We start from the raw sequence: 22,382 nt of genomic DNA on the forward strand, positions 1-22,382 counted from the left end.
ACATGACCATGTTTAATACACCGCCATCAGATTAAGATATGGCCTGTTAACAATATAAAGTCTTATTGCTGAAGTTCCCTAACGGGATGCATTGCCACATATAACGAGCAAGAGGAATAGCACTATGGCGACAATGAAGGATGTTGCCCATCTGGCTGGCGTCTCTACGGCGACAGTTTCGCGTGCGTTGATGAACCCGGAGAAGGTATCAGCGTCGACCCGCAAGAAAGTCGAGCAGGCGGTGATGGAAGCGGGCTATAGCCCTAACTCGCTCGCAAGAAATTTACGTCGCAATGAATCGAAAACCATTGTGGCTATTGTTCCAGATATTTGTGATCCCTATTTCACGGAGATCATTCGTGGCATCGAAGAAGCGGCTATGGAGCACGGCTATTTAGTGCTACTTGGCGACAGCGGACAGCAAGCAAGTCGTGAAAGCTCATTTGTGAATTTGGTGTTTACTAAACAAGCTGACGGCATGCTTCTTTTAGGTACCGATCTTCCTTTTGATGTCAGCAAACCGGAGCAAAAGAACCTACCCCCTCTCGTGATGGCCTGTGAATACGCGCCAGAACTAGAGTTGCCGACGGTGCACATTGATAACCTAACCGCAGCGTTTGAAGCGGTCAATTACCTGACTCAAGTCGGTCATAAGCAGATCGCACAGATCACAGGTGATCCTAGCGCTGCACTGACACGATTTCGCGTTCAGGGCTATCAACAAGCTCTGCGTCGCGGCGGCGTGACGGTGAATCCGGCTTATACGGTTGCGGGAGATTTCACTTTCGCAGCGGGTGCGCGCGCAATGACCACTTTGTTGTCACTGCCCACACCACCTACAGCGGTATTCTGCCACTCTGATGTCATGGCAATTGGTGCACTTCAACAAGCGAAGCGACTGGGCTTTCGTGTCCCACACGACATCTCTATCGTTGGTTTTGATGACATTCAGTTTGCTGAGTATTGTGACCCAGCTCTGACCACTGTCTCACAACCTCGCTATGATATTGGTCGTCAGGCTATGCTCATGTTGTTGAAGATACTGAAAGGCAATGATGTGCAGGCAGGTTCACGTTTGCTCGATGCACAATTGGTGATCAGGGAGAGTGTGGCACCGCCATCACGTTAAACTGACAAGCTAGGTACTGGCGCGCTTTCGAGCAAGCCAGTACCATATAGCCCCAACTCACAGAAAAAGATACCCGAATCAGTGGCAACCCGAGATTATGTCAAACGCGGAAAAGCACCGCGTAAACCCACCCGAAATGCCAAGAAGCCACCGCCTAAACAGGGTTTCCCGTTTAAATGGGCGTTGATCGCATTGGCGTTGGTGGCCGGCTTTGGCTATGGTCTCTACTTCCTCACTACCAGCGAACCGCCAGCACAATCTGAGCCGCCCAAAACGGTGACTAAGCCAGCAACCAAACCATCCAAGCCTCAGAAAAAAGAGGAAAAAGTCATTCCTCCTAAGCCCGAGGAACAATGGAGCTACATTGAAGAGCTGGAAAATAAACAAGTTCAGGTCGAGGCCAATGAGCAGGAAGTGTCGAGTCGTCCTTATCTAATGCAGTGTGGTGCATACCGAAGCGCCAGTCAGGCGGACGAACGCAAAGCCATGATTGCCTTCCAAGGCTTAGAAAGTCATATCAAAGCCAGCCAAGGCGAAAAAGGCATTTGGTATCGCGTCGTCATGGGGCCTTATCCGCTTAAGCGTGAAGCAGAGCGTGACCGAAACTTGCTACGCCGTGCAGGTATTGAACCTTGCGCCATCTGGTACTGGAACTGATTTACCTTTCCTCACAAAGAAAATAAGGGCAAAGCCGGACATCTCACGGCTTTACCCTTGAATTTACGTTTTCCCATCCCCACCTTTGCTTTTAACAACCCATACTGGTTTCAGCCATAACGCTCAACCAGAGAGCAAAGAAGAGGTTCTTCCGTGACGACTATCGTTTCTGTTCGCCGCAACGGCAAAGTAGTAATCGCCGGTGATGGCCAAGTGTCACTGGGTAATACCGTAATGAAAGGCAATGCCCGCAAAGTACGCCGCCTATACAACAACCAAGTATTAGCAGGTTTCGCTGGTGGCACCGCAGATGCCTTCACCCTATTCGAACGTTTTGAGCGTAAGCTTGAAATGCACCAAGGTCATTTGACCAAAGCCGCGGTTGAACTCGCTAAAGATTGGCGTACCGATCGTGCACTGCGCAAGCTAGAAGCCCTACTTTGTGTGGCTGATGAAACCGCTTCTCTCATCATTACCGGTAACGGTGATGTGGTTCAGCCAGAGCACGATATGATTGCGATTGGCTCAGGCGGTAACTTTGCGCAAGCTGCTGCTATTGCACTGCTTGAAAACACCGAGTTAGACGCACGCGAAATCGCGGAAAAGTCACTTACTATCGCTGGCGACATCTGTGTCTTCACCAACCAGCACCACACCATCGAAGAACTAGATTACTAAGGCAGGATCCCCAGCATGTCTGAAATGACCCCACGCGAAATCGTCTCTGAACTCGACAATCACATTGTCGGTCAGCACAAAGCCAAACGTGCCGTTGCCATTGCACTCCGTAACCGCTGGCGTCGCATGCAGCTTGATGAAGATCTGCGCGCAGAAGTCACGCCAAAAAATATCTTAATGATTGGCCCAACGGGTGTCGGTAAAACCGAAATTGCACGTCGTCTGGCCAAGCTCGCGAACGCGCCTTTCATTAAGGTTGAAGCCACCAAGTTCACTGAAGTGGGTTACGTCGGCAAAGAAGTGGAAACGATCATCCGCGATCTGACTGATGTCGCGATCAAGATGACCCACCAGCAAGCGATGGAAAAAGTAAAATACCGTGCGGAAGAGTTAGCAGAAGAGCGTATTCTCGATGTGCTTTTACCTCCTGCACGTGATGCTTGGGGCCAATCTGAAGAGCCAAAAGCAGATTCAAACACACGCCAAAGCTTCCGCAAGAAAATCCGCGAAGGCAAGTTAGACGACAAAGAAATCGAAATCGATCTGGCTACCCCGCAAATGAGCATGGAAATCATGGCACCTCCTGGCATGGAAGAAATGACCGGCCAGTTGCAAAGCATGTTCCAAAACCTCGGTGGTGGTAACACAGCGAAAAAGCGCAAAATGAAACTGAAAGATGCGCTAAAAGCGGCAGCTGAAGAAGAAGCGGCGAAGCTTGTTAATCAAGAAGAACTGAAAGAGCAAGCGATCAGCGCAGCAGAAAACAACGGGATCGTCTTCATTGATGAAATCGACAAAATCTGTAAACGCGGCGAAAGCTCAGGCCCGGATGTCTCCCGTGAAGGTGTTCAGCGCGACCTCCTTCCTTTGGTAGAAGGCAGCACAGTATCAACCAAACACGGTATGGTGAAAACTGACCATATTCTGTTTATTGCTTCTGGCGCATTCCAAGTGGCTAGCCCGTCAGATTTGATCCCAGAACTGCAAGGTCGCCTGCCAATTCGCGTTGAACTGGAAGCGCTGACAGCGTCTGATTTCAAGCGCATTCTGACTGAGCCAAACGCATCACTGACCGAGCAATATTCGGCACTGATGGGCACAGAGCAAGTGAACTTGTCTTTCACCGAAGACGGCATTGAAGAAATTGCGAACGCAGCATGGCGCGTCAACGAAAGAACCGAAAATATCGGTGCACGTCGCCTTCATACTGTGATGGAGCGTCTGGTGGATGAGATCTCTTATGATGCCAGCGAGCGTGGTGGCGAATCCTATGTGATTAACGCTGAATACGTTCGCAATTGCCTCGAAGAGCTGATTGATGACGAAGATCTAAGCCGCTTCATTCTGTAACTCAGCAGAAGCGTATTACAAAACGGGCAGCCTCAGGCTGCCCGTTTTTTATTGTGTCTTTGCTCGTCGTTCTACATACGCATTTAATACCAAACCAAGTTAATCCCGTACTTGCATTGCCCAATGAGATAAAAAAACCAATAATGAAGCCAGTTTTCCCACACGCTTTCTTTGGTTATGTCTTCATCCACACTTAAAACTTGGCTAGATGCCGCGCGCCCCAAAACGCTACCACTCGCTGTTGCGTGCATATTGTGTGGCAGCGCCGTTGCAGCGCAAACCGCAACTTTTTCGATCTCTTTGACCTTGCTCGCCTTGATCACGGCCCTGCTATTGCAGATTCTGTCTAACCTCGCCAACGACTACGGCGATGCCGTAAAAGGTACCGATAACGAGGCGCGCCTCGGCCCCAAGCGTGCCATACAGCAAGGGCTAGTAACGCCACACACAATGAAAAAAGCCATGGCACTCAATGTGTGTCTGATCATTGGTGTAGGCGCTGCTTTGGTCTTAAGTGCGTTCGATAACGCCACCGACATCGTCAGCTTCATGGGATTGGGCATACTCGCCATCCTTGCTGCCATTTGCTACACCGTGGGCAACAAACCTTATGGCTATCAAGGTCTCGGCGATCTGTCAGTATTGATTTTCTTCGGCTGGCTTGGCGTCGCAGGCACCTACTATCTGCAAGCCGGTACACTCGATTCGGTCATACTCTTGCCGGCCACTGCGTGTGGTTTGCTCGCTGTTGGTGTGCTCAACATTAATAACTTGCGTGATATTGATAACGACAGCGTCTGCGGCAAATACACACTGGTGGTTCGCATGGGCCCAATATGGGGACGCGCCTATCACCAAGTGCTGTTAATCGCAGCTTTCACTTGCTTTGCCCTATTTGCATTACTCGAGAAAAGTGGCATAACAGGATGGTTATTTTTGCTTTCTCTGCCGCTAGCCATCAAACATGGGCGAGCAGTCTGGCTGTCGAAAGATGGTGAGGCATTGCGTCCCATGATGGGTGACATGGTGAAAGTCGCTCTCTTGACCAACGTGCTGTTTGCGGCTGGCATCCTACTTCACTAATACACGGGGATGAAGGCAAGATGATTTGTGTTGTCAGTCATTGCAATGCCCAATCTTGTCGTTATACTTTTTCGCATAGGGTGGCTTCTGACATCCCTCGGAACGCCACAAATTTGCCAATTCGGCACCGTTAAGCCCAAAGAAGAAGTCTGATTATGGAATACAATACCTCAGAGTTATGCGACACATACTTGGAGCAGGTTGATGTACTGGAACCTATGATGAGCTCTTACGGTGGTCGTAGTTCATTCGGTGGTCAAATCACAATCATCAAGTGCTTTGAAAACAACAGCCTGATCCGTGAAATGGCGGAACAAAATGGTACCGGTCAAGTGATGCTAATCGACGGGGGTGGTTCACTGCGCCGTGCACTCATTGACGCTGAGATTGCGACAACAGCAGCAGAAAATGGCTGGGAAGGTTTAGTGGTCTATGGTTGTGTTCGCGATGTCGATTCGCTAGATGAAATTGATATCGGCATTCAAGCCTTAGCGTCATTCCCCGTTGGAGCAGAAAGCTCAGAAACTGGAATGGGCGTGGGTGAAGCAGATGTCCCTGTTAACTTTGGTGGTGTAACATTTATTCCTGAAGATCATCTGTACGCCGACAACACGGGCGTTATCCTGTCTCAAGAAGCAATCGATATCGAATAGTGAGATCCATTGGCGTCACCATTGCGGCGCCAACAAATCTTCACAACAGCTCTTTGCAACAATCTCTCCAATAGCGTTTACCACAGAGCGTTACAGCAAAGCTGCCTCATAGAAAAACAGAGCCCATCGGCTCTGTTTTATTATTCTACTTCTTCAATCTTACCAAGCAGGTTGCGAATGCGGGTCTGCCATGCGTCCTGATCGGCACGAAGGCGGGCATTTTCCTGCTCCAGTGCGTCACGGTTTTCACGCACAGAATCTGACTCACGACCAAGGGTTTCGTTTTGTTCTTTTAGCTCTTCAAGTTCCATCTGAAGTAGAGAAATGGTATCTACTGCCATTTGAACTTTGGCTTCAAGCTGCTCTAAAATTTCCAATGACATCAAGGCCACCTATGTTTTCCAACGTCTAAGCGCAAATGCGCAATCTTCGTCAAGGCTTGCCCTATAAGGCTTTTCTACCTTGCACGTCCCAGAAAACCTATTCTAACGGGGCATGACGTCAGTCGCACCTGTCTAATCCACTTTTGGATCACAAGCGAACAAAAAAGCATCAATTGTGCCCTTTTCACTGCCTTCTTTGGCCTTCTTCAGCCTTCGCTTTTGACTTCCCCATCAGTAAATGACTAAAAATGCGACATATTTCAATTTTTATTCACTGACCACATGGTAGGTTAATAAAGATCGTATCTCTCTTGGAGCAATCCAAGACTTGCCGATATCGGCTAGGCTGGCACATTCGTTGTCAGCCTTTTCTTTTTCTCCTCATTTATCTCCCCATATATTCGAATACTCACATCCTCTGCAAAATGAGACGCTCAATGTTCGATTTCGAGCAGATAATGAACAAATAATGAGCGAACGCACATTTTTCCACGTCAACACTTCACGAAAGTCGTTTCGTCACTAAAGTAGGCAACGTGTCAGTGATGTGAAGGTTTGCCCTTATGCACCACCATTCAACAATAAAAACGACACAGCATGAAACTTAGTGTCGGCCAAGTCGCACTATGCTTTTACAAGGAACGAAAGAGGACACACCATGAGCACCGAGCAAAAATACGTTGTCGCGTTAGATCAGGGAACCACCAGCTCCCGAGCCGTTATCCTTGACCACGATGCCAATATTGTCACGGTCGCCCAGCGCGAATTCCCCCAGATTTACCCTCAATCAGGCTGGGTTGAGCACGACCCACTCGAGATATATGCCAGCCAAAGTTCGACCTTGATAGAAGCATTGGGAAAAGCAGGCATTCGCTCAGATCAAGTGGCAGCAATTGGCATCACCAATCAACGTGAAACGACCGTGGTTTGGAATCGTCATACGGGCAAACCCATTTACAACGCCATCGTTTGGCAATGCCGTCGCACCGCGCCTATTTGCGAGCAATTGAAATCTGATGGCTACGAAAAATACGTCAAAGAAAATACTGGCTTGGTGATTGACCCGTATTTCTCTGGCACCAAAGTAAAATGGATTCTCGATCATGTTGAAGGTGCACATGAACTTGCTGAAAAAGGCGACCTGCTGTTCGGCACTATCGATACTTGGCTCATCTGGAAGATGACGCAAGGACGTGTTCACGTTACCGATTACACCAATGCTAGCCGTACCATGCTATTTAACATCAATACCCTTGAATGGGATGACACCATGCTCAAAGCGCTTGGTATCCCTTCGTGCATGATGCCAGAGGTGAAATCCTCGTCTACGGTATACGGCGAAACCAATATTGGGGGTAAAGGCGGTACGCGGATCCCGATAGCAGGCATTGCAGGCGATCAGCAAGCTGCGCTGTTTGGCCAAATGTGCGTCGAAGCCGGCCAAGCCAAAAACACCTATGGCACAGGCTGCTTTTTGTTGATGAACACAGGCAAAGAAAAAGTGTCATCCCAAAACGGCTTGCTGACCACGTTAGCGTGCGGCCCTAAAGGCGAAGTAGCATACGCACTCGAAGGCGCGGTGTTTATGGGCGGTGCATCGATTCAATGGCTGCGCGATGAGATGCATCTGATCAAAGATGCCAAGGACTCTGAGTACTTCGCTACCAAGGTGGATACCAGCAACGGCGTGTATGTCGTGCCCGCTTTCACTGGCCTTGGCGCGCCCCATTGGGACCCTTATGCGCGCGGCACCATCGTCGGCATCACGCGCGGCGTCAATGCCAACCATATTATCCGCGCGACGCTCGAAGGTATCGCCTATCAATCGCTGGATGTGATTACTGCAATGCAAGCAGACTCGGGCATCAAACTCGACTTTCTCAAAGTCGATGGTGGTGCCGTTGCCAATAACTTTTTGATGCAATTCCAGTCTGATGTACTCAACACCGAAGTTCATCGCCCCAAGGTGACCGAGGTGACCGCGTTAGGCTCGGCCTATTTGGCGGGACTCGCCGTCGGTTTCTGGAGCAGTATTGATGAGCTGAAGAACAAAGCGGAAATCGACCGATGCTTTAGCCCAAGTGCTGATGATGGCAAACGTAACCGTCGTCACGTGGGTTGGCAACGCGCTATTGAGTGTTCAAAGGGATGGCATGTCGACTGACCTTCAAACCTGCTTAATGTACTGACCATTATTGAAAAAGGGGTAATCCCCTTTTTTTTCGTCTCAAAAACGCAAACGTTTCCTATTTGCTTATGGTAAAATCCGCGCCGAGTTTTTTCGCTATCAGACACTGATTTTGGTAGCTTTTGATTCCACAAAATAATGACACTGGAGATCGGATGAAACGCGATTTAGCAATGGCTTTTTCACGCGTCACAGAGGGCGCGGCACTGGCGGGTTACAAGTGGCTTGGCCGCGGTGACAAGAACGCAGCAGACGGTGCAGCAGTCGAAGTAATGCGTATTCTTCTGAATAAAACCGATATCGAAGGTGAAATTGTTATTGGTGAAGGTGAAATCGACGATGCTCCCATGCTATTCATTGGTGAAAAAGTCGGTTTGGGCGGCGATGCAGTAGACATCGCGGTTGACCCGATCGAAGGCACGCGCATGACCGCAATGGGTCAGTCAAACGCACTGGCAGTGCTAGCCGCGGCTGAGAAAGGCAGCTTCTTGAAAGCGCCTGACATGTACATGGAAAAACTGTGTGTTGGCCCAGAAGCCAAAGGGGTTATCAACCTTGAATTGCCGCTGCGCGACAATCTGATTAACGTCGCTAATGCACTGGGTAAATCACTGGATGAGTTGGTTGTCACCACACTCGCGAAACCACGTCATGACGACACCATCCGCGAAATGCAGGAAATGGGTGTGCGCGTTTTCGCCATCCCTGACGGCGACGTTGCCGCTTCGATCCTAACCTGTATGCCTGACAGCGAAGTTGATCTCATGTATGGCATTGGTGGCGCACCTGAAGGGGTAATTTCTGCTGCCGCGATCCGCGCATTGGGCGGTGACATGAATGGTCGCCTGCTGCCGCGTCATGAAGTAAAAGAAGACAATGAAGATAACCGCCGCATGGGCGAAATTGAAATTGCTCGCTGCAAAGAAATGGGCATTGAAACCAACATTTGCCTGAGCATGTCTGACATGGCCAGCAGCGACAATGTTATCTTCTCTGCAACCGGCATCACCAAAGGCGACCTGTTGGAAGGCATTACCCGCAAAGGGAACATTGCCACCACAGAAACCCTGCTTATCCGCGGTAAGTGCCGCACTATCCGTCGCATCAAGTCTATCCACTATATGGATCGCAAAGACGACGCAGTGAAAGACATCATTCTATAACGTCCATGACTGCCGCTATTGCTCAATGTAGCGATAGCTTAATACAGAAAAAGCACGCCTCGGCGTGCTTTTTTAATGGTCATCAATTTATCTTGGTACAGCAAACCTAGACACCGTGAATCAGGGAGACGCTTCCGCCTTAGCGGCTTTCTTATCCGGTGGTTTTTTAAACAAGGCTAACAGTGGGATCAACACAATATAAGAGACCATGATAAAGCCAAACGAGTAAACAAACGCCAGCAAGGTCGATTGCTGATGCAGCAATTGTGTCACTGACGCAATAAAACTCGGGTCCGTCACTGTCGTGCCTTGCGACGCGGCAAGTTGCTGCACAACAGGGTTATCCGGCGTCACGCCACCGCCTAATGCATGCCACTCTTTTTGCTGAATTTGGCTGAAATAGGTATTCACGATGGAAATCCCAAACGAGCTTCCTAAGGTTCGGCAAAGGTTGAAAATCACCGCTCCGCCCACGGTATTCTTCGGCGACAATGTCGCATACGCAAGCTGACTAAGTGGTGCAAATACCAGCCCCATCCCCGCCCCTTGAATAATGCTCGGCAGCAAGACCCAGTACACATCGATGTCGAGCGAATAACTCATCATCATAAAACTGCCGATACCATTGAGTACCAAGCCGACCACAATCAGCATTCGCGGATCGAGTCGGTCAATAATGCGGGAAATTGACAGCAATACGATGGCGGAGGCTAAGCCTCTGGGCGCCATCACGAACCCCGTTGTATCCACCGGATAATTCAGCAGTTGCTCTAGCATCATCGGCTGCAGTTGGGTAATGCCAAACATCCCCATCGAAAAACCTGTCATGACGATGCAGGACAACAGCAAGTTTCTGTCTTTCAATAGCCACATCGGAGCAATGTCGCCTTTGGTGCGAAAGGATCGCTGAAGGAAAAATGCCCAAGCAATCATACTGATGATGAAAGCGAACAAAATCGTATTAGAACTAAACCAACCATCCTGATTACCGCGTTCAAGCACTAACTGGAGCAGACCAATCCCGATCGCCATACCAAAGACCAGTGGCCAATCCACCGAGGTTTTGTCCCGCCCATCCAAGCGCACAAACACCGCTAGCAAGGTCAAACACAGCATGCCCACGGGAACATTGACATAGAAAATCCAGCGCCAATCCATGTGCTCCGTAATAAGACCGCCGACGGTTGGACCCAAGATAGGTCCAAGCAGTATGCCGACCGAAAACAATGCCATTGCTTTACCGCGTTCTTCCTGCGGATAAATCTGCACCATAATAGATTGCGACAGCGGGATCACTGATGCCCCGAACGCCCCTTGCAAGATACGGAAGACAATCATTTCCGTCAGCGAATCTGCCTGTCCACACGCTGCAGACATCACCATGAAACCCGCGACAGACACCAAGAGCAAACGTCGAGAACCAAAACGTAGGCTGAAATAGCTCGCCAGAGGAATGAAAATGGCTTCCGCCATCGAATAAGAGGTTAACACCCACGTGACTTGCTCCGAGGTCACACCCAGTGAACCCATCATGTGCGGCAACGACACATTGGCAATCGTCATGTCGAGCAACACCATGATGGCAGAGAGCATCACCGCCAAAGTGATCATGGTACGACTGGCTCCGGGAGGCATAGGCCCGTTGCTTGCCATACTCGGGTTACTGGCTGTCATTGCTGCTGATCCGTGACATCAGTTTTTAAGGTGCCTGTTTTTGAGGCATCCGTTTTCAATGTATCAATGGTCACCGTTGCACTGGCACCAACACGCAATGGCTTCGAATCTCCCGCCGTCGTGATGGTCAAGCGAACGGGAAAACGCTGGGGCACTTTCACCCAATTACCTGTGGCATTTTCTGGCGGCAACAGAGAAAACGAGGAACCGCTAGCCGGCGAGATAGCCTGAACAACGCCACTGAAGGTGGTATCTGAATACATATCGAGAACCACACTGGCTGTCATCCCAGCAGCTATATTGCCAATGTCATCTTCTTTGTAATTCGCCTCGACCCAAAACGAATTGTCTTCAATCAAGGGCATCAATGCTTGACCTGGCGCAACCACACTTCCCGGTCTCACGTTCACATCCCCTAAAGTGCCAGATGTCGGCGCAATAATGGACGTATAAGAAAGATTTAACGACGCCTCAGACAAGGCCGCCGCCGCTTGTCGAACCGCAGGCGCTTCTGTGCCTGACGCGCCCTGCTCACTGATGAGCTGCGACATTCTTGCCCGCGCCACATCGAGATTATTCTTTGCCGCAGCAAGCTCTGCCTTCAAGTCACTGCCTTCTTGTGCGGGTAGCAGCCCCTTGTCCACCAGCGCCATGTTGCGGCGATACTTGGCTTGCACATCAAGCAACTGGGCTGACGCTGCGCGGATTTGCGCACTCGCCCCCACAATCGCATCACTCGTCGCCTTGTTTGCTGCCGTCGCATTTTCATAAGCAGCTTGCGCTTGTTCCACGCGCGCTTGATACGCCGAAGGATCGATTCTCGCGATCACTGCGCCTTGATCGACATGCTGGAAATCGTAAACATTCACTTCAGTAAGCTGACCGCTTATCTGTGGGGCGATATAAAGAATGTTGCCATGAACATACGCATCATCGGTACTCGGATATTGATCTTGATGGCGAACATAAAAATACGCTGCAACCACCAACACCACCACAACACCGATAAGAATCATGACATTACGAAAAGGAAAACCGCGTTTTTCAGCCATGAGACCTCCCGAGTAGACGCGCTAAATTGGCCCGTGTTGTTTGAGCCAGACTGGGAGAGTCTAGTGACTGGATTCCCGATTTGCGGTCTCATATGAAACATATCATTAGGTTTTTTCGTTCAGTTTTAGTGTTGTGACAAGCCATCTCATTTTAATGACATCTTTTATTCATTCGGCCCGACATCTGGGATTCTCTCGGTGCAAAAAGCCATTCAGCGCAATAACTAAGTAAAGACATTGCTTTATTTAGCAAGCTCACTTCATAATGGAACGTAAAGCATAGAAACGAGAGTACGATGAAAACAGTCGATAAAATCCTGCACAAGATAAAACGCGAAGGCGCCATCAGCGCGCGTGTATTGGCTGATGAAATGAGCATGACCACCATGGGGATCCGCCAACATCTGCAAACCATGGAAGACGATGGCCTGTTGGATTTTAGTGATGTTCGAGTAAAAGTCGGCCGACCGACTCGCCATTGGTCACTCACCGCCGAAGGGCATCGTCGATTTGCCGACAGTCACGGCGATCTGGCCATTTCAGTGATTGAGTCCGTAGAAAGTCTGTTTGGCGAAGCTGGACTCACCCAAGTCATCCAGCAACGTGAAGAAAAGACGTTGCAGCAATACCGCGACGCGCTCAAAGATTGCCATAATTTAAAGGCTAAACTTGAAACCTTGGCGTATCTTAGAGAGAACGAAGGTTACATGGCAGAGCTTCAGGAAACCGAAACGGGCTTCCTGCTGATTGAGAACCATTGCCCTATTTGTCAGGCCGCCAAACAATGTCCGGCCCTGTGTAAGTCAGAAAAGCACATATTTAAGACGGTGCTCGGTGATGACTATGTCGTCACACGAGACGAACACATCATTGAAGGGCAACGCCGCTGCACCTATAACATTCAACCAAAAAGCACGCAGGCGTCATCCAGATAATTATTTGCTGAGGGAGTGTGTATGGCGACTTGGATCAAAGCGGAAGTGATTGAAAATCGACGCTGGAACAAAGACCTGTTCAGCCTGACGCTGGACGCCGACGTTGCGCCTTTTGTTGCGGGACAGTTTGCCAAGCTTGGGCTAGAAATTGACGGTAAACTGATTCAACGCGCCTATTCCTACGTCAACCCACCCAGCAGCAAGTATCTCGAAATCTACGCCACACGCGTAGCAGATGGGTTGCTCTCACCACGCCTGCACGAACTCGAAGCGGGCGACAACGTGATGATCACTAAAGACGCCACAGGCTTCTTCACGCTAGAAGAAATCCCTCAAGGCGAGCACTTGTGGATGATTTCCACGGGTACGGCACTTGGGCCCTTCCTGTCTATTTTACAAGAAGAAGAAGTCTGGCAACGGTTCCGAAAAGTCGTCTTGATACATGCCGTACGCTTTTCCGCTGATCTAAGCTATCAGGCGGAAATCAATGAACTGAAGAAAAAACACAGCGACCAAATTTTAGTTCAACCCTTCGTAAGCAGAGAGCCCAAGGCGGGCGCACTGTCCGGCCGGATCACCCACGCCTTAGAAGACGGCATGCTAGAACGCGTAGTGGGTATACCGCTCACACCAGAGAAAAGCCAAATCATGCTGTGCGGTAATCCTCAAATGGTCAAAGACGTGCGTGCACTGCTTGAACAAAAGGGATTAGAGAAAAACTTACGCCGCAAACCTGGCCACATCACCACCGAGCAGTATTGGTAAGATGCTAGATGTGGGGCGCAATGCCCCATTTCATCGGTTTCAATCATTTCGCGTAACTTTTACACCGCCATCTCAAAATTAAGACTGCCAAATACCGTATACCGTGTTTTCTGTCGCTATCAAACAATTACCTGTATCAAACTAAAAACACACCTAACCACCCAAGCATCATCGTCTCACTTTTGAGGCGTCAGTGTGATTGATCGCTCATTTTTTAACCGTATAGTCAAAGGCAAGTCATGCGCAGCCACAAGGAGTAATGCCATGAAAACCATGCCTTCATTTGACGAATTAAAAGCTTTAGCGGAATCCGACCCACAGGCGCTAGACGCGCTAAGAATAGAAATGAGCGAAGAGATCATCGTCAGCGCAAGTGACAACATGCAGCCTAAATTGCGCGCTCAGATGAGCCACATTAATCGTGTCATTGCATCAGGGAAAAACCCTAACCACGTTAACGCGTTATTGATGAAAGAGTTGATGCGTCAATTTGACCGTTTCTCAACTGCCATCAATGACCCAGCAGCTTTAACTGAGCGAAACGCAACCGTCACTACATTGCACCCGAAGCGCAACAGCGAGACTGTTGCTGTGGAAGGCTAACTCAGTTTTTCAGCGGCGGGGTATTTACCGCCGCCGTTTTTTTTCTTTTGTTGATTACATCTATCGCATTTCTTTTGCATACCAGCGTCTGTCCATATCCCGAACATCCACTGTTAAACTCTTCACGTCTGCACCATGTTGCTTCAATACATCCAAGAAAGCGTGGCTCAAATTTTTCTTTTGATTTTCATCGCGCCCATCAAGTAACCACAACGTCACGTGAATGAAGTTTTCCTGATTGTCAGAATCGCCAATCAACCACTCGTGACTGGCGTACGCCCGTGATTTCACGTCCGCCACACCAAACTCGCCACTACCGATAGCCGTTTGGTGCAAGTCCTCCAATAACTGACCGACATTTACCCGCTCTGAAACCGGATCACTGTACTCCATGACAATATGAGGCATAACTCGCTCCTTGTTACGATTTTGAGCCACTTTACCCCAGCATTTCGAGCGATTGTTACTAGGAAGAGGAATATTGACCTCAGATCACACCTTGCTATCCGTCGTCTGTCCGCGCTAATCCGAAAATTTATAACGAAAATTTATTACTCAAAGGTTCACATTTCGACGTAAAACGCGTACAAACGATGGCATTTATGATTTTGAGCAGGAAATGCTAGCGGGTCTGCTGCTATCGTTCCCAGCAATTGATTTTGATAATTGGATTACGGAGAAATTCCTATGCGCCGTCCACTAGTAATGGGTAACTGGAAACTTAACGGTAACAAAGCAATGGTCGCTGACCTGATCAAAGGCCTTGAAGCTGAACTTAACGGTGTTGAAGGTGTTGATGTTGCTATCGCACCACCTGTTATGTATTTGGATCTGGCAGAGCAACTGCTAGGTAAAGCACAAAGCAAAATCATTCTGGGTGCACAAAACGTTGACGTTAACCAAAGCGGTGCGTTCACAGGTGACATTTCTCCAGACATGCTGAAAGACTTCGGTGCGACTCACATCATCATCGGTCACTCAGAGCGTCGTGAATACCACGAAGAATCTGACGAGTTCGTTGCTAAGAAATTTGCATTCTTGAAAGAAAATGGCCTTGTGCCGGTTCTTTGCATCGGTGAATCAGACGCACAGAACGAAGCGGGCGAAACGCTGGCAGTATGTGCACGTCAACTTGACGCTGTGATCAACACCCAAGGTGTTGAAGCGTTGAACGGTGCAGTTATCGCATACGAACCAATTTGGGCTATCGGTACCGGTAAAGCAGCAACAGCTGAAGATGCACAACGCATCCACGCAGCAATTCGTGCTCACATCGCTGCGAAGAGCGAAGAAGTGGCGAAGAACGTTGTTATCCAATACGGCGGTTCTGTTAAGCCAGAAAACGCAGCAGCATACTTCGCTCAACCAGACATCGACGGTGCACTCGTTGGTGGCGCTGCGCTGATCGCAGAAAGCTTCGCGGGTATCGCGAAAGCAGCAGCTGAAGCAAAAAACTAATTTCGTGAGTGACTGCCTTATTTAGGCCAGCCACTCACGCGAGAAAAGGAGAAGCCATGGCTTCTCCTTTTTTTTGTCGCTTTATCCCCGTTAGTCAGCCCGCTATACTGCGTTTTTCCTCTACGCGCGGTCACAGAACATCATGTTCCATATTGTCCTTCACGAACCTCAAATCGCTCCCAATACTGGCAACATTATCCGTTTGGCGGCGAATACCGGCTGCAAACTTCATTTGATTGAGCCGCTTGGTTTTGATTTTGAAGAGAAGAAACTGCGCCGCGCTGGGCTTGATTACCATGATCTAGCCAACGTCACCCGCTACCCGAACTATCAAGCGTTTCTCGATGCCATGCATCTCGCAAACGAAGGTGATCTCCGTATTTTTGCCTGCACCACCAAAGGCAGTCGTCCCCATTCAGACGTGAGTTACCAAGCCGGTGATATTTTCTTGTTTGGTTCTGAGACCTGTGGTCTTCCCGATAGCATTCGTGATGCATTCAAACCAGAACACCGCATTCGCGTGCCAATGATGCCAGACAGTCGTAGCCTTAACCTAGCGAACTCAGTCTCCATTATTAGCTATGAAGCATGGCGTCAGTTGGGCTTTGTCGGCGGGATTTAGGGGCACAAAAAAAGCAGGGTCACCTGCTTTTTTTATTCCTATCCAAACTGCCAATGTCGTTAGCAACGCATCAGGCTGTTTTCCCGGTGGACGCCTGCAGATCGCTCGATATTTGATTGAGCCGCGAAGTGGCCTCCACCAGCATCTCAACTTCCGACGCACTCTGCGTTGCCATCTCGCTGATCTTATTCACGTTCACGTTAATCTCTTCCACGACACCACTTTGCTGCTCCGCCGCACTGGCCACCAACAAGTTCATGTCGGTGACTTCTGCTGTCGCATTGCCAGCCTGAGCCAGTAATGAGGAAGACTCTTGCGAGAGCTTGAGCGTTTGATCACCCATCTCACAGCTCTTTTGCATGGTATCCACCGCTTCTTTGGTGACACTGCTAAGCTGCGCAATCATGGTTTCAATTTCTGAAGTCGAATCATGGGTGCGTTGTGCCAAGCTACGAACTTCATCAGCAACTACGGCAAAACCGCGCCCCTGTTCACCAGCACGTGCTGCTTCAATCGCGGCATTAAGAGCCAGTAGGTTGGTCTGCTCGGCGATGCCCTTAATCACATCTAACACAGAGGTAATGTTACCACTGTTTTTCTCAAGCTCGGTAAGCGCAACACTGCTCAGGTTCAAGCTCTCGATCAACGAATTGGTTTGCTTCATCGACTCTTGATTAATTCGCATGCTCTCGGAGGATTGCTGCGACGCGCTCTCGGTCGCCGTCTGTGTTTGGATCGCGTTGTTTGAAATCTCTTGTGCAGTCGCAGACATTTCATTCACTGCCGTCGCGACTTGAATGATTTCGCCGCTTTGCGCATCGGAGTTTCTTTTTACTGCTTGCGCGGCGGTATTAAGCATCTTCACCGCTTCGCCGACCTCGTCGGCTACTTTAGCGATCATGGCGTTGGTACTTTTTCGTGTCCCCTCCATGTTTTTCTGGAGCTCGCCAATGATGCCCGGTTCATCGATGACCGCAGACCGACTGAAATCCCCAGCAGCTTGAATGGCCAACGCATTAGACACTTTCGTGAGTCCTGCATAGATGCGATTGAGGATAATCCTCGACATAATTATGGCAACAAGCAAAGCCACAATCACTGAAGAAACAACGGCAATTTCTAACAACACCGCTTTTTCTTCAATATCAAGGACAGCGCCTTCAGTGAACTTCCCCACATCCGCTAGCAGGCTATCAACCTGTTTCGTGGTCGCTTCGGCCTCTTCACCAACGACGGCATCAAGCATTTCTGCTTCATGCACGTGCCCACCTTCTAACTCCTTGAATACGTCCTCAACATGCACCATCCACTTTGCGTGCAGTGCCACCACATCCGTCAATTTAGCATTGACCGAATTAAACGCGACCTGTTCTTCCGCCGTACCATTCACCGTTCCTTCAGTAAAAATGTGTTCTATGGTATTGAAATCGTTAATGGCTTTGTCGCCGAGCGTGTAGAAATAGGCTTTTTCTTTATCGTAGTTGGCTTGAGCCTTGGGTTCTGTCCCAATTTCCAAGGCATACCGGAATGCTTTGTTGTAGTGCACTCTCTGTTCGACTTGATGCTCTGTGGCTTTACTGATTGAAGCAAGAACAGGAATATCTCGATACGCTACACCCTGTACATGGCTTTCGATGTAAGCCAATTTATAGAAAACAAAAGCACCGACTAAGATTTGTATGCCGCATACCAAAGCGACAAACATAGTCAGTCGCTGTTTGATAGTCACATTAGAGGACATATGCTAACTGCTCCTTTAAAACGCACAGAGTGCGCGTTAATGTCGAGAGTGCTGTGCCGACAGGACACAGCCGCTTCTCTAAGGTTAGCAGTGACTCTCGAAAGTGAGACACTCCCCGGAAGGTTTGAGTAATTTAGTGATAATGGAAAGGCTAAGTTGCTGTATTAATCAAATCAAACACCAAGGTCACCGTTAAGCCCCCGTGGCGATTAATGCACGCCTCAGCGCGACCATTGTGCTGTCGCATCGCGCTGTCAGTGATAGCCAATCCAAGGCCCGTTCCCCCGCTCTCACGATCCCGCGCGGTCGATACGCGATAGAAAGGCCGGAATATGTCAACGAGCATTTCTTCAGGAACGCCATCACCATCATCACTCACAATCACGTTTAACGACGTGCCTGTCACCGACATCGTCACATCAATTTGTTGATTAGCATATTTGATGGCATTACGGACAACATTTTCCAAAGCGCTACAAAGCAATGGGCCATTTCCTTCAATACTGGCGTTTGGTATCACGCCGTATGTCAGGTGCTTGCCACACTGCTCAGCTTCAAATTCAGCGTCTTCTAGTAGCGTTTGCCAAAGCTCAGACAAAGAATACAGATCTCGTTCGGAGTGACTGTTGATTTGCATACGAGACAAGGACAGCAAATCTGCAATCATTTTTTCCATGCGCTCTGCTTCGGTATCAATGCGTGTGAGGTTGTCACTTTGCCCTTGCTTGCGAATCGCGAGCGCATTCGCCATACGAAGTCGGGTCAGTGGCGAACGTAGCTCGTGAGATATATCGGATAAGAGCCGCTGTTGTCCGCTGATCATTTGATTAAGCGCCGTCACCATTTGGTTAAAACTGGCGCCCGCTTGATGAAACTCTCGAGGGCCTTTCTCTAAGTCAGGGTCAGTTTCAAATCGCCCTTGCGCGACTCGCTCTGCTGCCGCCTGAAGACGACGCGCCGGCCTTGTTACTGCCCAAGCGAGCCAAAGTAATAAAGGCGTACTCACTACCATGGTCACGAGCAGCAGTTGAAATGGTCTATCGAGGATTTGAACATAGAATGGCGGCGCTTGACGCCACATTTTTCCGACGTACATTAAAGCGCTCTGGTTTTTGTCCTCAACGATAAAAGGACCGGCCAACATCCAGCGACCATACAAGCGCTGCATGGGCGCGTCAGGATCATCCGCTAAGGTGATAAAGTTTTTCAGCGCTCGACTGCTACCGTGATGACCTTTCCCCAAAAAATCGCCATCCACTGTCGTAAAGTAGAGCTTTACAGACGATCTCTCTGGTTGCTTACGCTGAACGTGCATCAACCTATTTTTCAGTGAGCCACTGCGTTTGGCTATCTGTGCGGATACCGTTTCAGCCATTTGAAGATATTCCACTTTCGCGCTAGACGGCAAGGCATGCTGTTGTCTTGGGTCACTGTGTTGTGCCATTAATACAGCAATCAACACCAACAAGAGCGTGAGCCAGAAAATGGCAAATATTCGGCCATACAGGCTTTTGATGGTCGGCAGTTTCATTATGCCTCCACCAGCAAATAGCCACGTCCACGCAGCGTTTTAATTCGTGGTTTGCTGTCTTCACGTTCAGGCAGTTTTTTACGAATATTGGAAATGTGCATATCAATGGCGCGATCAAACGGGGCCAATCGCTTTCCTAGCACATTGAGACTAATATCGGCTTTGGCAACAATGCTGCCGGGCTGTCTCACCAAATAGGTCAACAGCGCGGTTTCTGTGCCTGTCAGGTCGATCAATTGGTGCTGACAATACACTTCCATTTTTCCGGGGAAGATGACGATATCTTGATACTCAATCGACTCTTGCGCTTCTTCGCTTCGTTTATCATCACCCGTTTTAGCCGTTCGACGTAAAATCGCACGCATACGGGCTAACAACTCACGATCACTAAAAGGCTTGGGCAGATAATCATCCGCGCCTAGCTCTAACCCCATCACACGGTCAATTTCCTCCCCTTTCGCCGTCAGCATTAATACAGGGGTGTCCCAGCTATCTCGAAGACGGCGTAAGGTTTCCATGCCATTGAGCACCGGCATCATCACGTCCAGCAATACCAAATCAATCTCGTCATTAATTTGGTCTAGCCCTTGCTGACCATTATTGGCGATCTCTACCTCATAGCCTTCTAGTTCTAATAAATCACGAAGTAAGCCAGTCAGTTCAATGTCATCGTCAATCAGAAGGATTTTGCTCATGGTACACGCTCGTATAAATGCTGATGAAGATAGTATCTGCGATTCATAACAGCGATGCCATGAGTAAACAGCAGGTTTACGCCCCTTTACATTGCTTTACGTACGATGAACACCGGTTTACGTCCAGAACGGTAAAGTGGCCACATCGAAACGGAAACACGCAAACAAACGGCGAATTCGAATAACGAAGCCGAACGACATAAACCAAGAACACGACCTTATTTATACCGGAGAGAACATCATGAAATTATCAAAACGCATTGTTGCTACTATTATCGCGCTTCCCCTGATGATGGGTTCTATGTCTGTCATGGCAGCTGGCGGTAAACACAACGACGGCGAAGGCATGCACGGCGAGAAGAGCATGATGGGTGGTAAACACCTGCTGCGCGGCATTGATTTAACCGACGCACAAAAAGAAGAGCTAAAAACACTGCGTGAGCAAAATCGCGATGCCATGAAAGCGAACAAAGGTGCAATGAAAGCTGGCATGATGGCAGAACGCCAAGAAATGCAATCGCTTCTGCTTGCTGACAATTTTGATGAAGCACAAGTCCGCGAACTGGCACAAAAAATGGCCGACCAGCAAGTGGAACGCCGCGTGAGCATGATGAAACGCCAACATGAAATGTTGAACATTTTGACGCCAGAACAAAAAACAGAAGTGAAAGCGAACATGGAAAAAATGGCCGAACGTCATCAAAACCGCATGAAACACCACGGCTAATCCCCGCCACTAAAGGTTGTCCTTTATGCGCAAGTAACAATCTCCCTTCATGCCGACACGTGTCGGCATGTTGCGTAAAACACGCCCAAGCAAGTCCTTAATTCTGCGTTAAAAAACGGTATACTCTGTTCACTGATTCTTAGTTGTATGCACTCATGACAGAAAAATACGCCCGATTAGTTCAGATGGCCGCGTGGGCGGCAACCATTACCGCCTCATTCCTTTTACTGATGAAGCTGGGCACTTGGTGGTATACCGGCTCGGTTAGTCTATTGGCATCATTGGTCGACTCTCTGATTGATTTGCTTGCGTCCGTGACCAACCTTGTCGTGGTGCGTTATGCACTGCAACCCGCCGATGAAGAACATCGCTTCGGTCACGGCAAAGCGGAATCTCTTGCTGCATTGGCACAGGCGGCCTTTATCGTCGGCTCAGCGTGTTTCCTCGTCCTTAGCGGCATTGAGCGATTGTTTAAACCCACAGAGCTGTTCCACCCTGAAGCGGGTGTTGTGATGAGTGGCATCGCGACCGTCATCACCGCTGGCCTTGTACTATTTCAAAAATGGGTGGTACGACAAACAGGCAGCCAAGCTATCGCGGCAGACTCTTTGCACTATCAATCCGACTTGTACATGAACATCGCGATCATCGTGGCACTGGGATTGGCGTGGTACGGTTTCCCAATGGCGGACTCTATCTTTGCGATTGGTATCGGTATCTTTATTCTTGTCAGTGCATTCCAAATGGCAAGTCAAGCGGTACAGTCGTTACTTGATCATCAACTTCCCGTTGAAGATCAGGAAAAAATCATGTTATTGGCATCGACGGTGTCAGGGGTTGAAGGGGTTCATGATCTGCGAACGCGTCAGGCTGGTGCCACACGCTTTATCCAACTCCATCTTGAATTGGATGACGACCTCCGATTGGTTGATGCTCACGTTATTGCCGATGAAGTTGAGGACAGGCTAGAAATCGCTTTCCCAGGTGCAGATATCCTTATTCACCAAGATCCGGTGTCGGTTGTTGGAAAAACACCACGTGAGCAAAATTAATACATAATCTCCGTCGAAAATTTGCGACGCTTACTGATATTAATCAACGAAAAAACTTCGTGAAATTGTAATAGTCTTTCATAAGTAGGAAAGTTACAGTTTCAAACACGTGACCAGCGAGCTAAACTGGCACGTCAACGCATGCTGAGACATACCCGCGTTACCTGATAAGACTTTTCTTCGGGAAGCTGGGTGTAAGACTCGCGGTCTTAACATGCGAAAATGGATTTGAAATTTCAATTC

The 22,382-nt window shown here is 49.1% G+C and carries 22 protein-coding genes; 15 read left to right on the forward strand and 7 right to left on the reverse strand.

Going from position 1 to position 22,382, the window contains the following annotated elements; translation table 11 throughout:
• The first annotated feature begins 100 nt into the window (after window positions 1-100).
• From cytR to rraA, 6 genes are all read left to right on the forward strand, one after another.
• Window positions 101-1,129, forward strand: coding sequence for a DNA-binding transcriptional regulator CytR (gene cytR, locus AC3CIC_RS15250; RefSeq protein WP_488515926.1), 1,029 nt, complete (start codon window positions 101-103; stop codon window positions 1,127-1,129).
• An 81-nt stretch (window positions 1,130-1,210) separates the two neighbouring features.
• Entirely contained in the window at window positions 1,211-1,786 is a 576-nt protein-coding gene (locus tag AC3CIC_RS15255; protein ID WP_016961941.1) for an SPOR domain-containing protein, read from the forward strand.
• A 153-nt stretch (window positions 1,787-1,939) separates the two neighbouring features.
• Entirely contained in the window at window positions 1,940-2,464 is a 525-nt protein-coding gene (gene hslV / locus AC3CIC_RS15260; RefSeq protein WP_016961940.1) for an ATP-dependent protease subunit HslV, read from the forward strand.
• 15 nt (window positions 2,465-2,479) lie between these two features.
• Complete coding sequence (gene hslU, locus AC3CIC_RS15265; RefSeq protein ID WP_016961939.1) at window positions 2,480-3,814, forward strand: ATP-dependent protease ATPase subunit HslU; 1,335 nt, start codon at window positions 2,480-2,482, stop codon at window positions 3,812-3,814.
• A gap of 177 nt (window positions 3,815-3,991) precedes the next feature.
• Complete coding sequence (locus AC3CIC_RS15270) at window positions 3,992-4,897, forward strand: 1,4-dihydroxy-2-naphthoate polyprenyltransferase (protein WP_394212477.1); 906 nt, start codon at window positions 3,992-3,994, stop codon at window positions 4,895-4,897.
• Between the two features lie 155 nt (window positions 4,898-5,052).
• Window positions 5,053-5,550, forward strand: a complete 498-nt coding sequence (gene rraA / locus AC3CIC_RS15275) for a ribonuclease E activity regulator RraA (RefSeq protein WP_016961937.1) — start codon at window positions 5,053-5,055, stop codon at window positions 5,548-5,550.
• 140 nt (window positions 5,551-5,690) lie between these two features.
• On the opposite strand, the gene zapB is transcribed toward rraA, so the two are convergent.
• Complete coding sequence (gene zapB, locus AC3CIC_RS15280) at window positions 5,691-5,933, reverse strand: cell division protein ZapB (protein WP_016961936.1); 243 nt, start codon at window positions 5,931-5,933, stop codon at window positions 5,691-5,693.
• A 658-nt stretch (window positions 5,934-6,591) separates the two neighbouring features.
• Between zapB and glpK the strand changes: the two genes are divergently transcribed.
• Together glpK and glpX are read left to right on the forward strand one after the other, a co-directional pair.
• On the forward strand, window positions 6,592-8,097 hold the full coding sequence (gene glpK / locus AC3CIC_RS15285; protein ID WP_017005752.1) for a glycerol kinase GlpK: 1,506 nt from the start codon (window positions 6,592-6,594) through the stop codon (window positions 8,095-8,097).
• A 179-nt stretch (window positions 8,098-8,276) separates the two neighbouring features.
• A complete protein-coding gene (glpX, locus tag AC3CIC_RS15290; RefSeq protein WP_016961934.1) occupies window positions 8,277-9,284 on the forward strand; it encodes a class II fructose-bisphosphatase in 1,008 nt (335 codons plus the stop codon).
• A gap of 120 nt (window positions 9,285-9,404) precedes the next feature.
• On the opposite strand, the gene AC3CIC_RS15295 is transcribed toward glpX, so the two are convergent.
• Both AC3CIC_RS15295 and AC3CIC_RS15300 read right to left on the reverse strand, forming a co-directional pair.
• Window positions 9,405-10,958, reverse strand: coding sequence for a DHA2 family efflux MFS transporter permease subunit (locus AC3CIC_RS15295; RefSeq protein ID WP_016961933.1), 1,554 nt, complete (start codon window positions 10,956-10,958; stop codon window positions 9,405-9,407).
• Window positions 10,955-12,010 carry an HlyD family secretion protein gene (locus AC3CIC_RS15300; protein WP_488514983.1) on the reverse strand — a complete coding sequence of 352 codons (1,056 nt, stop codon included), beginning with the start codon at window positions 12,008-12,010 and terminating at the stop codon, window positions 10,955-10,957. Before AC3CIC_RS15300 ends, AC3CIC_RS15295 begins: the two co-directional genes overlap by 4 nt.
• A 296-nt stretch (window positions 12,011-12,306) precedes the next feature.
• Between AC3CIC_RS15300 and AC3CIC_RS15305 the strand changes: the two genes are divergently transcribed.
• The 3 genes from AC3CIC_RS15305 (at window position 12,307) to AC3CIC_RS15315 (ending at window position 14,313) form a co-directional block, all read left to right on the forward strand.
• Window positions 12,307-12,945 carry a helix-turn-helix transcriptional regulator gene (locus AC3CIC_RS15305; RefSeq protein WP_488514984.1) on the forward strand — a complete coding sequence of 213 codons (639 nt, stop codon included), beginning with the start codon at window positions 12,307-12,309 and terminating at the stop codon, window positions 12,943-12,945.
• Between the two features lie 21 nt (window positions 12,946-12,966).
• Complete coding sequence (locus AC3CIC_RS15310; RefSeq protein WP_016961930.1) at window positions 12,967-13,710, forward strand: ferredoxin--NADP reductase; 744 nt, start codon at window positions 12,967-12,969, stop codon at window positions 13,708-13,710.
• Between the two features lie 264 nt (window positions 13,711-13,974).
• Window positions 13,975-14,313: a DUF3135 domain-containing protein gene (locus tag AC3CIC_RS15315; protein ID WP_016961929.1), complete on the forward strand. Its 339-nt coding sequence runs from the start codon at window positions 13,975-13,977 to the stop codon at window positions 14,311-14,313.
• 60 nt (window positions 14,314-14,373) lie between these two features.
• On the opposite strand, the gene AC3CIC_RS15320 is transcribed toward AC3CIC_RS15315, so the two are convergent.
• Window positions 14,374-14,721 (reverse strand): 5-carboxymethyl-2-hydroxymuconate Delta-isomerase, encoded by a 348-nt coding sequence (locus tag AC3CIC_RS15320; RefSeq protein ID WP_016961928.1) that lies wholly within the window; start codon window positions 14,719-14,721, stop codon window positions 14,374-14,376.
• Window positions 14,722-15,000: 279 nt separating this feature from the next.
• Between AC3CIC_RS15320 and tpiA the strand changes: the two genes are divergently transcribed.
• Both tpiA and AC3CIC_RS15330 read left to right on the forward strand, forming a co-directional pair.
• A complete protein-coding gene (tpiA, locus tag AC3CIC_RS15325; RefSeq protein ID WP_394212471.1) occupies window positions 15,001-15,771 on the forward strand; it encodes a triose-phosphate isomerase in 771 nt (256 codons plus the stop codon).
• A gap of 142 nt (window positions 15,772-15,913) precedes the next feature.
• The gene (locus AC3CIC_RS15330; RefSeq protein WP_488514985.1) at window positions 15,914-16,393 is read left to right on the forward strand and encodes a tRNA (cytidine(34)-2'-O)-methyltransferase; all 480 of its coding nucleotides are present in this window, start codon (window positions 15,914-15,916) and stop codon (window positions 16,391-16,393) included.
• Window positions 16,394-16,463: 70 nt separating this feature from the next.
• On the opposite strand, the gene AC3CIC_RS15335 is transcribed toward AC3CIC_RS15330, so the two are convergent.
• The 3 genes from AC3CIC_RS15335 to AC3CIC_RS15345 all read right to left on the reverse strand — a co-directional run bounded on the left by AC3CIC_RS15335 (window position 16,464) and on the right by AC3CIC_RS15345 (window position 20,360).
• Window positions 16,464-18,134, reverse strand: a complete 1,671-nt coding sequence (locus AC3CIC_RS15335; RefSeq protein ID WP_488514986.1) for a methyl-accepting chemotaxis protein — start codon at window positions 18,132-18,134, stop codon at window positions 16,464-16,466.
• 151 nt (window positions 18,135-18,285) lie between these two features.
• On the reverse strand, window positions 18,286-19,665 hold the full coding sequence (gene cpxA / locus AC3CIC_RS15340) for an envelope stress sensor histidine kinase CpxA (protein WP_488514987.1): 1,380 nt from the start codon (window positions 19,663-19,665) through the stop codon (window positions 18,286-18,288).
• Window positions 19,665-20,360 (reverse strand): response regulator, encoded by a 696-nt coding sequence (locus AC3CIC_RS15345; protein WP_017002680.1) that lies wholly within the window; start codon window positions 20,358-20,360, stop codon window positions 19,665-19,667. Before AC3CIC_RS15345 ends, cpxA begins: the two co-directional genes overlap by 1 nt.
• 241 nt (window positions 20,361-20,601) lie before the next feature.
• Here AC3CIC_RS15345 and AC3CIC_RS15350 point away from each other — a divergent pair, with 241 nt between their 5' ends.
• Together AC3CIC_RS15350 and fieF are read left to right on the forward strand one after the other, a co-directional pair.
• Window positions 20,602-21,087 (forward strand): CpxP family protein, encoded by a 486-nt coding sequence (locus tag AC3CIC_RS15350; RefSeq protein WP_488514988.1) that lies wholly within the window; start codon window positions 20,602-20,604, stop codon window positions 21,085-21,087.
• Window positions 21,088-21,242: 155 nt separating this feature from the next.
• Complete coding sequence (gene fieF / locus AC3CIC_RS15355) at window positions 21,243-22,139, forward strand: CDF family cation-efflux transporter FieF (RefSeq protein WP_017006096.1); 897 nt, start codon at window positions 21,243-21,245, stop codon at window positions 22,137-22,139.
• Window positions 22,140-22,382: the final 243 nt, after the last annotated feature.

This window comes from Enterovibrio sp. QJM3NY_24, from assembly GCF_057786035.1.

What these genes read in the sequence shown, in the direction of transcription:
- hslU (WP_016961939.1), top strand. Translation starts at nt 2,480, where the DNA reads ATGTCTGAAATGACCCCACGCGAAATCGTCTCTGAACTCGACAATCAC.
- AC3CIC_RS15270 (WP_394212477.1), top strand. Translation starts at nt 3,992, where the DNA reads ATGTCTTCATCCACACTTAAAACTTGGCTAGATGCCGCGCGCCCCAAA.
- rraA (WP_016961937.1), top strand. Translation starts at nt 5,053, where the DNA reads ATGGAATACAATACCTCAGAGTTATGCGACACATACTTGGAGCAGGTT.
- zapB (WP_016961936.1), bottom strand. Translation starts at nt 5,933, where the DNA reads ATGTCATTGGAAATTTTAGAGCAGCTTGAAGCCAAAGTTCAAATGGCA.
- glpK (WP_017005752.1), top strand. Translation starts at nt 6,592, where the DNA reads ATGAGCACCGAGCAAAAATACGTTGTCGCGTTAGATCAGGGAACCACC.
- glpX (WP_016961934.1), top strand. Translation starts at nt 8,277, where the DNA reads ATGAAACGCGATTTAGCAATGGCTTTTTCACGCGTCACAGAGGGCGCG.
- AC3CIC_RS15295 (WP_016961933.1), bottom strand. Translation starts at nt 10,958, where the DNA reads ATGACAGCCAGTAACCCGAGTATGGCAAGCAACGGGCCTATGCCTCCC.
- AC3CIC_RS15300 (WP_488514983.1), bottom strand. Translation starts at nt 12,010, where the DNA reads ATGGCTGAAAAACGCGGTTTTCCTTTTCGTAATGTCATGATTCTTATC.
- AC3CIC_RS15305 (WP_488514984.1), top strand. Translation starts at nt 12,307, where the DNA reads ATGAAAACAGTCGATAAAATCCTGCACAAGATAAAACGCGAAGGCGCC.
- AC3CIC_RS15310 (WP_016961930.1), top strand. Translation starts at nt 12,967, where the DNA reads ATGGCGACTTGGATCAAAGCGGAAGTGATTGAAAATCGACGCTGGAAC.
- AC3CIC_RS15315 (WP_016961929.1), top strand. Translation starts at nt 13,975, where the DNA reads ATGAAAACCATGCCTTCATTTGACGAATTAAAAGCTTTAGCGGAATCC.
- AC3CIC_RS15320 (WP_016961928.1), bottom strand. Translation starts at nt 14,721, where the DNA reads ATGCCTCATATTGTCATGGAGTACAGTGATCCGGTTTCAGAGCGGGTA.
- tpiA (WP_394212471.1), top strand. Translation starts at nt 15,001, where the DNA reads ATGCGCCGTCCACTAGTAATGGGTAACTGGAAACTTAACGGTAACAAA.
- AC3CIC_RS15330 (WP_488514985.1), top strand. Translation starts at nt 15,914, where the DNA reads ATGTTCCATATTGTCCTTCACGAACCTCAAATCGCTCCCAATACTGGC.
- AC3CIC_RS15335 (WP_488514986.1), bottom strand. Translation starts at nt 18,134, where the DNA reads ATGTCCTCTAATGTGACTATCAAACAGCGACTGACTATGTTTGTCGCT.
- cpxA (WP_488514987.1), bottom strand. Translation starts at nt 19,665, where the DNA reads ATGAAACTGCCGACCATCAAAAGCCTGTATGGCCGAATATTTGCCATT.
- AC3CIC_RS15345 (WP_017002680.1), bottom strand. Translation starts at nt 20,360, where the DNA reads ATGAGCAAAATCCTTCTGATTGACGATGACATTGAACTGACTGGCTTA.
- AC3CIC_RS15350 (WP_488514988.1), top strand. Translation starts at nt 20,602, where the DNA reads ATGAAATTATCAAAACGCATTGTTGCTACTATTATCGCGCTTCCCCTG.
- fieF (WP_017006096.1), top strand. Translation starts at nt 21,243, where the DNA reads ATGACAGAAAAATACGCCCGATTAGTTCAGATGGCCGCGTGGGCGGCA.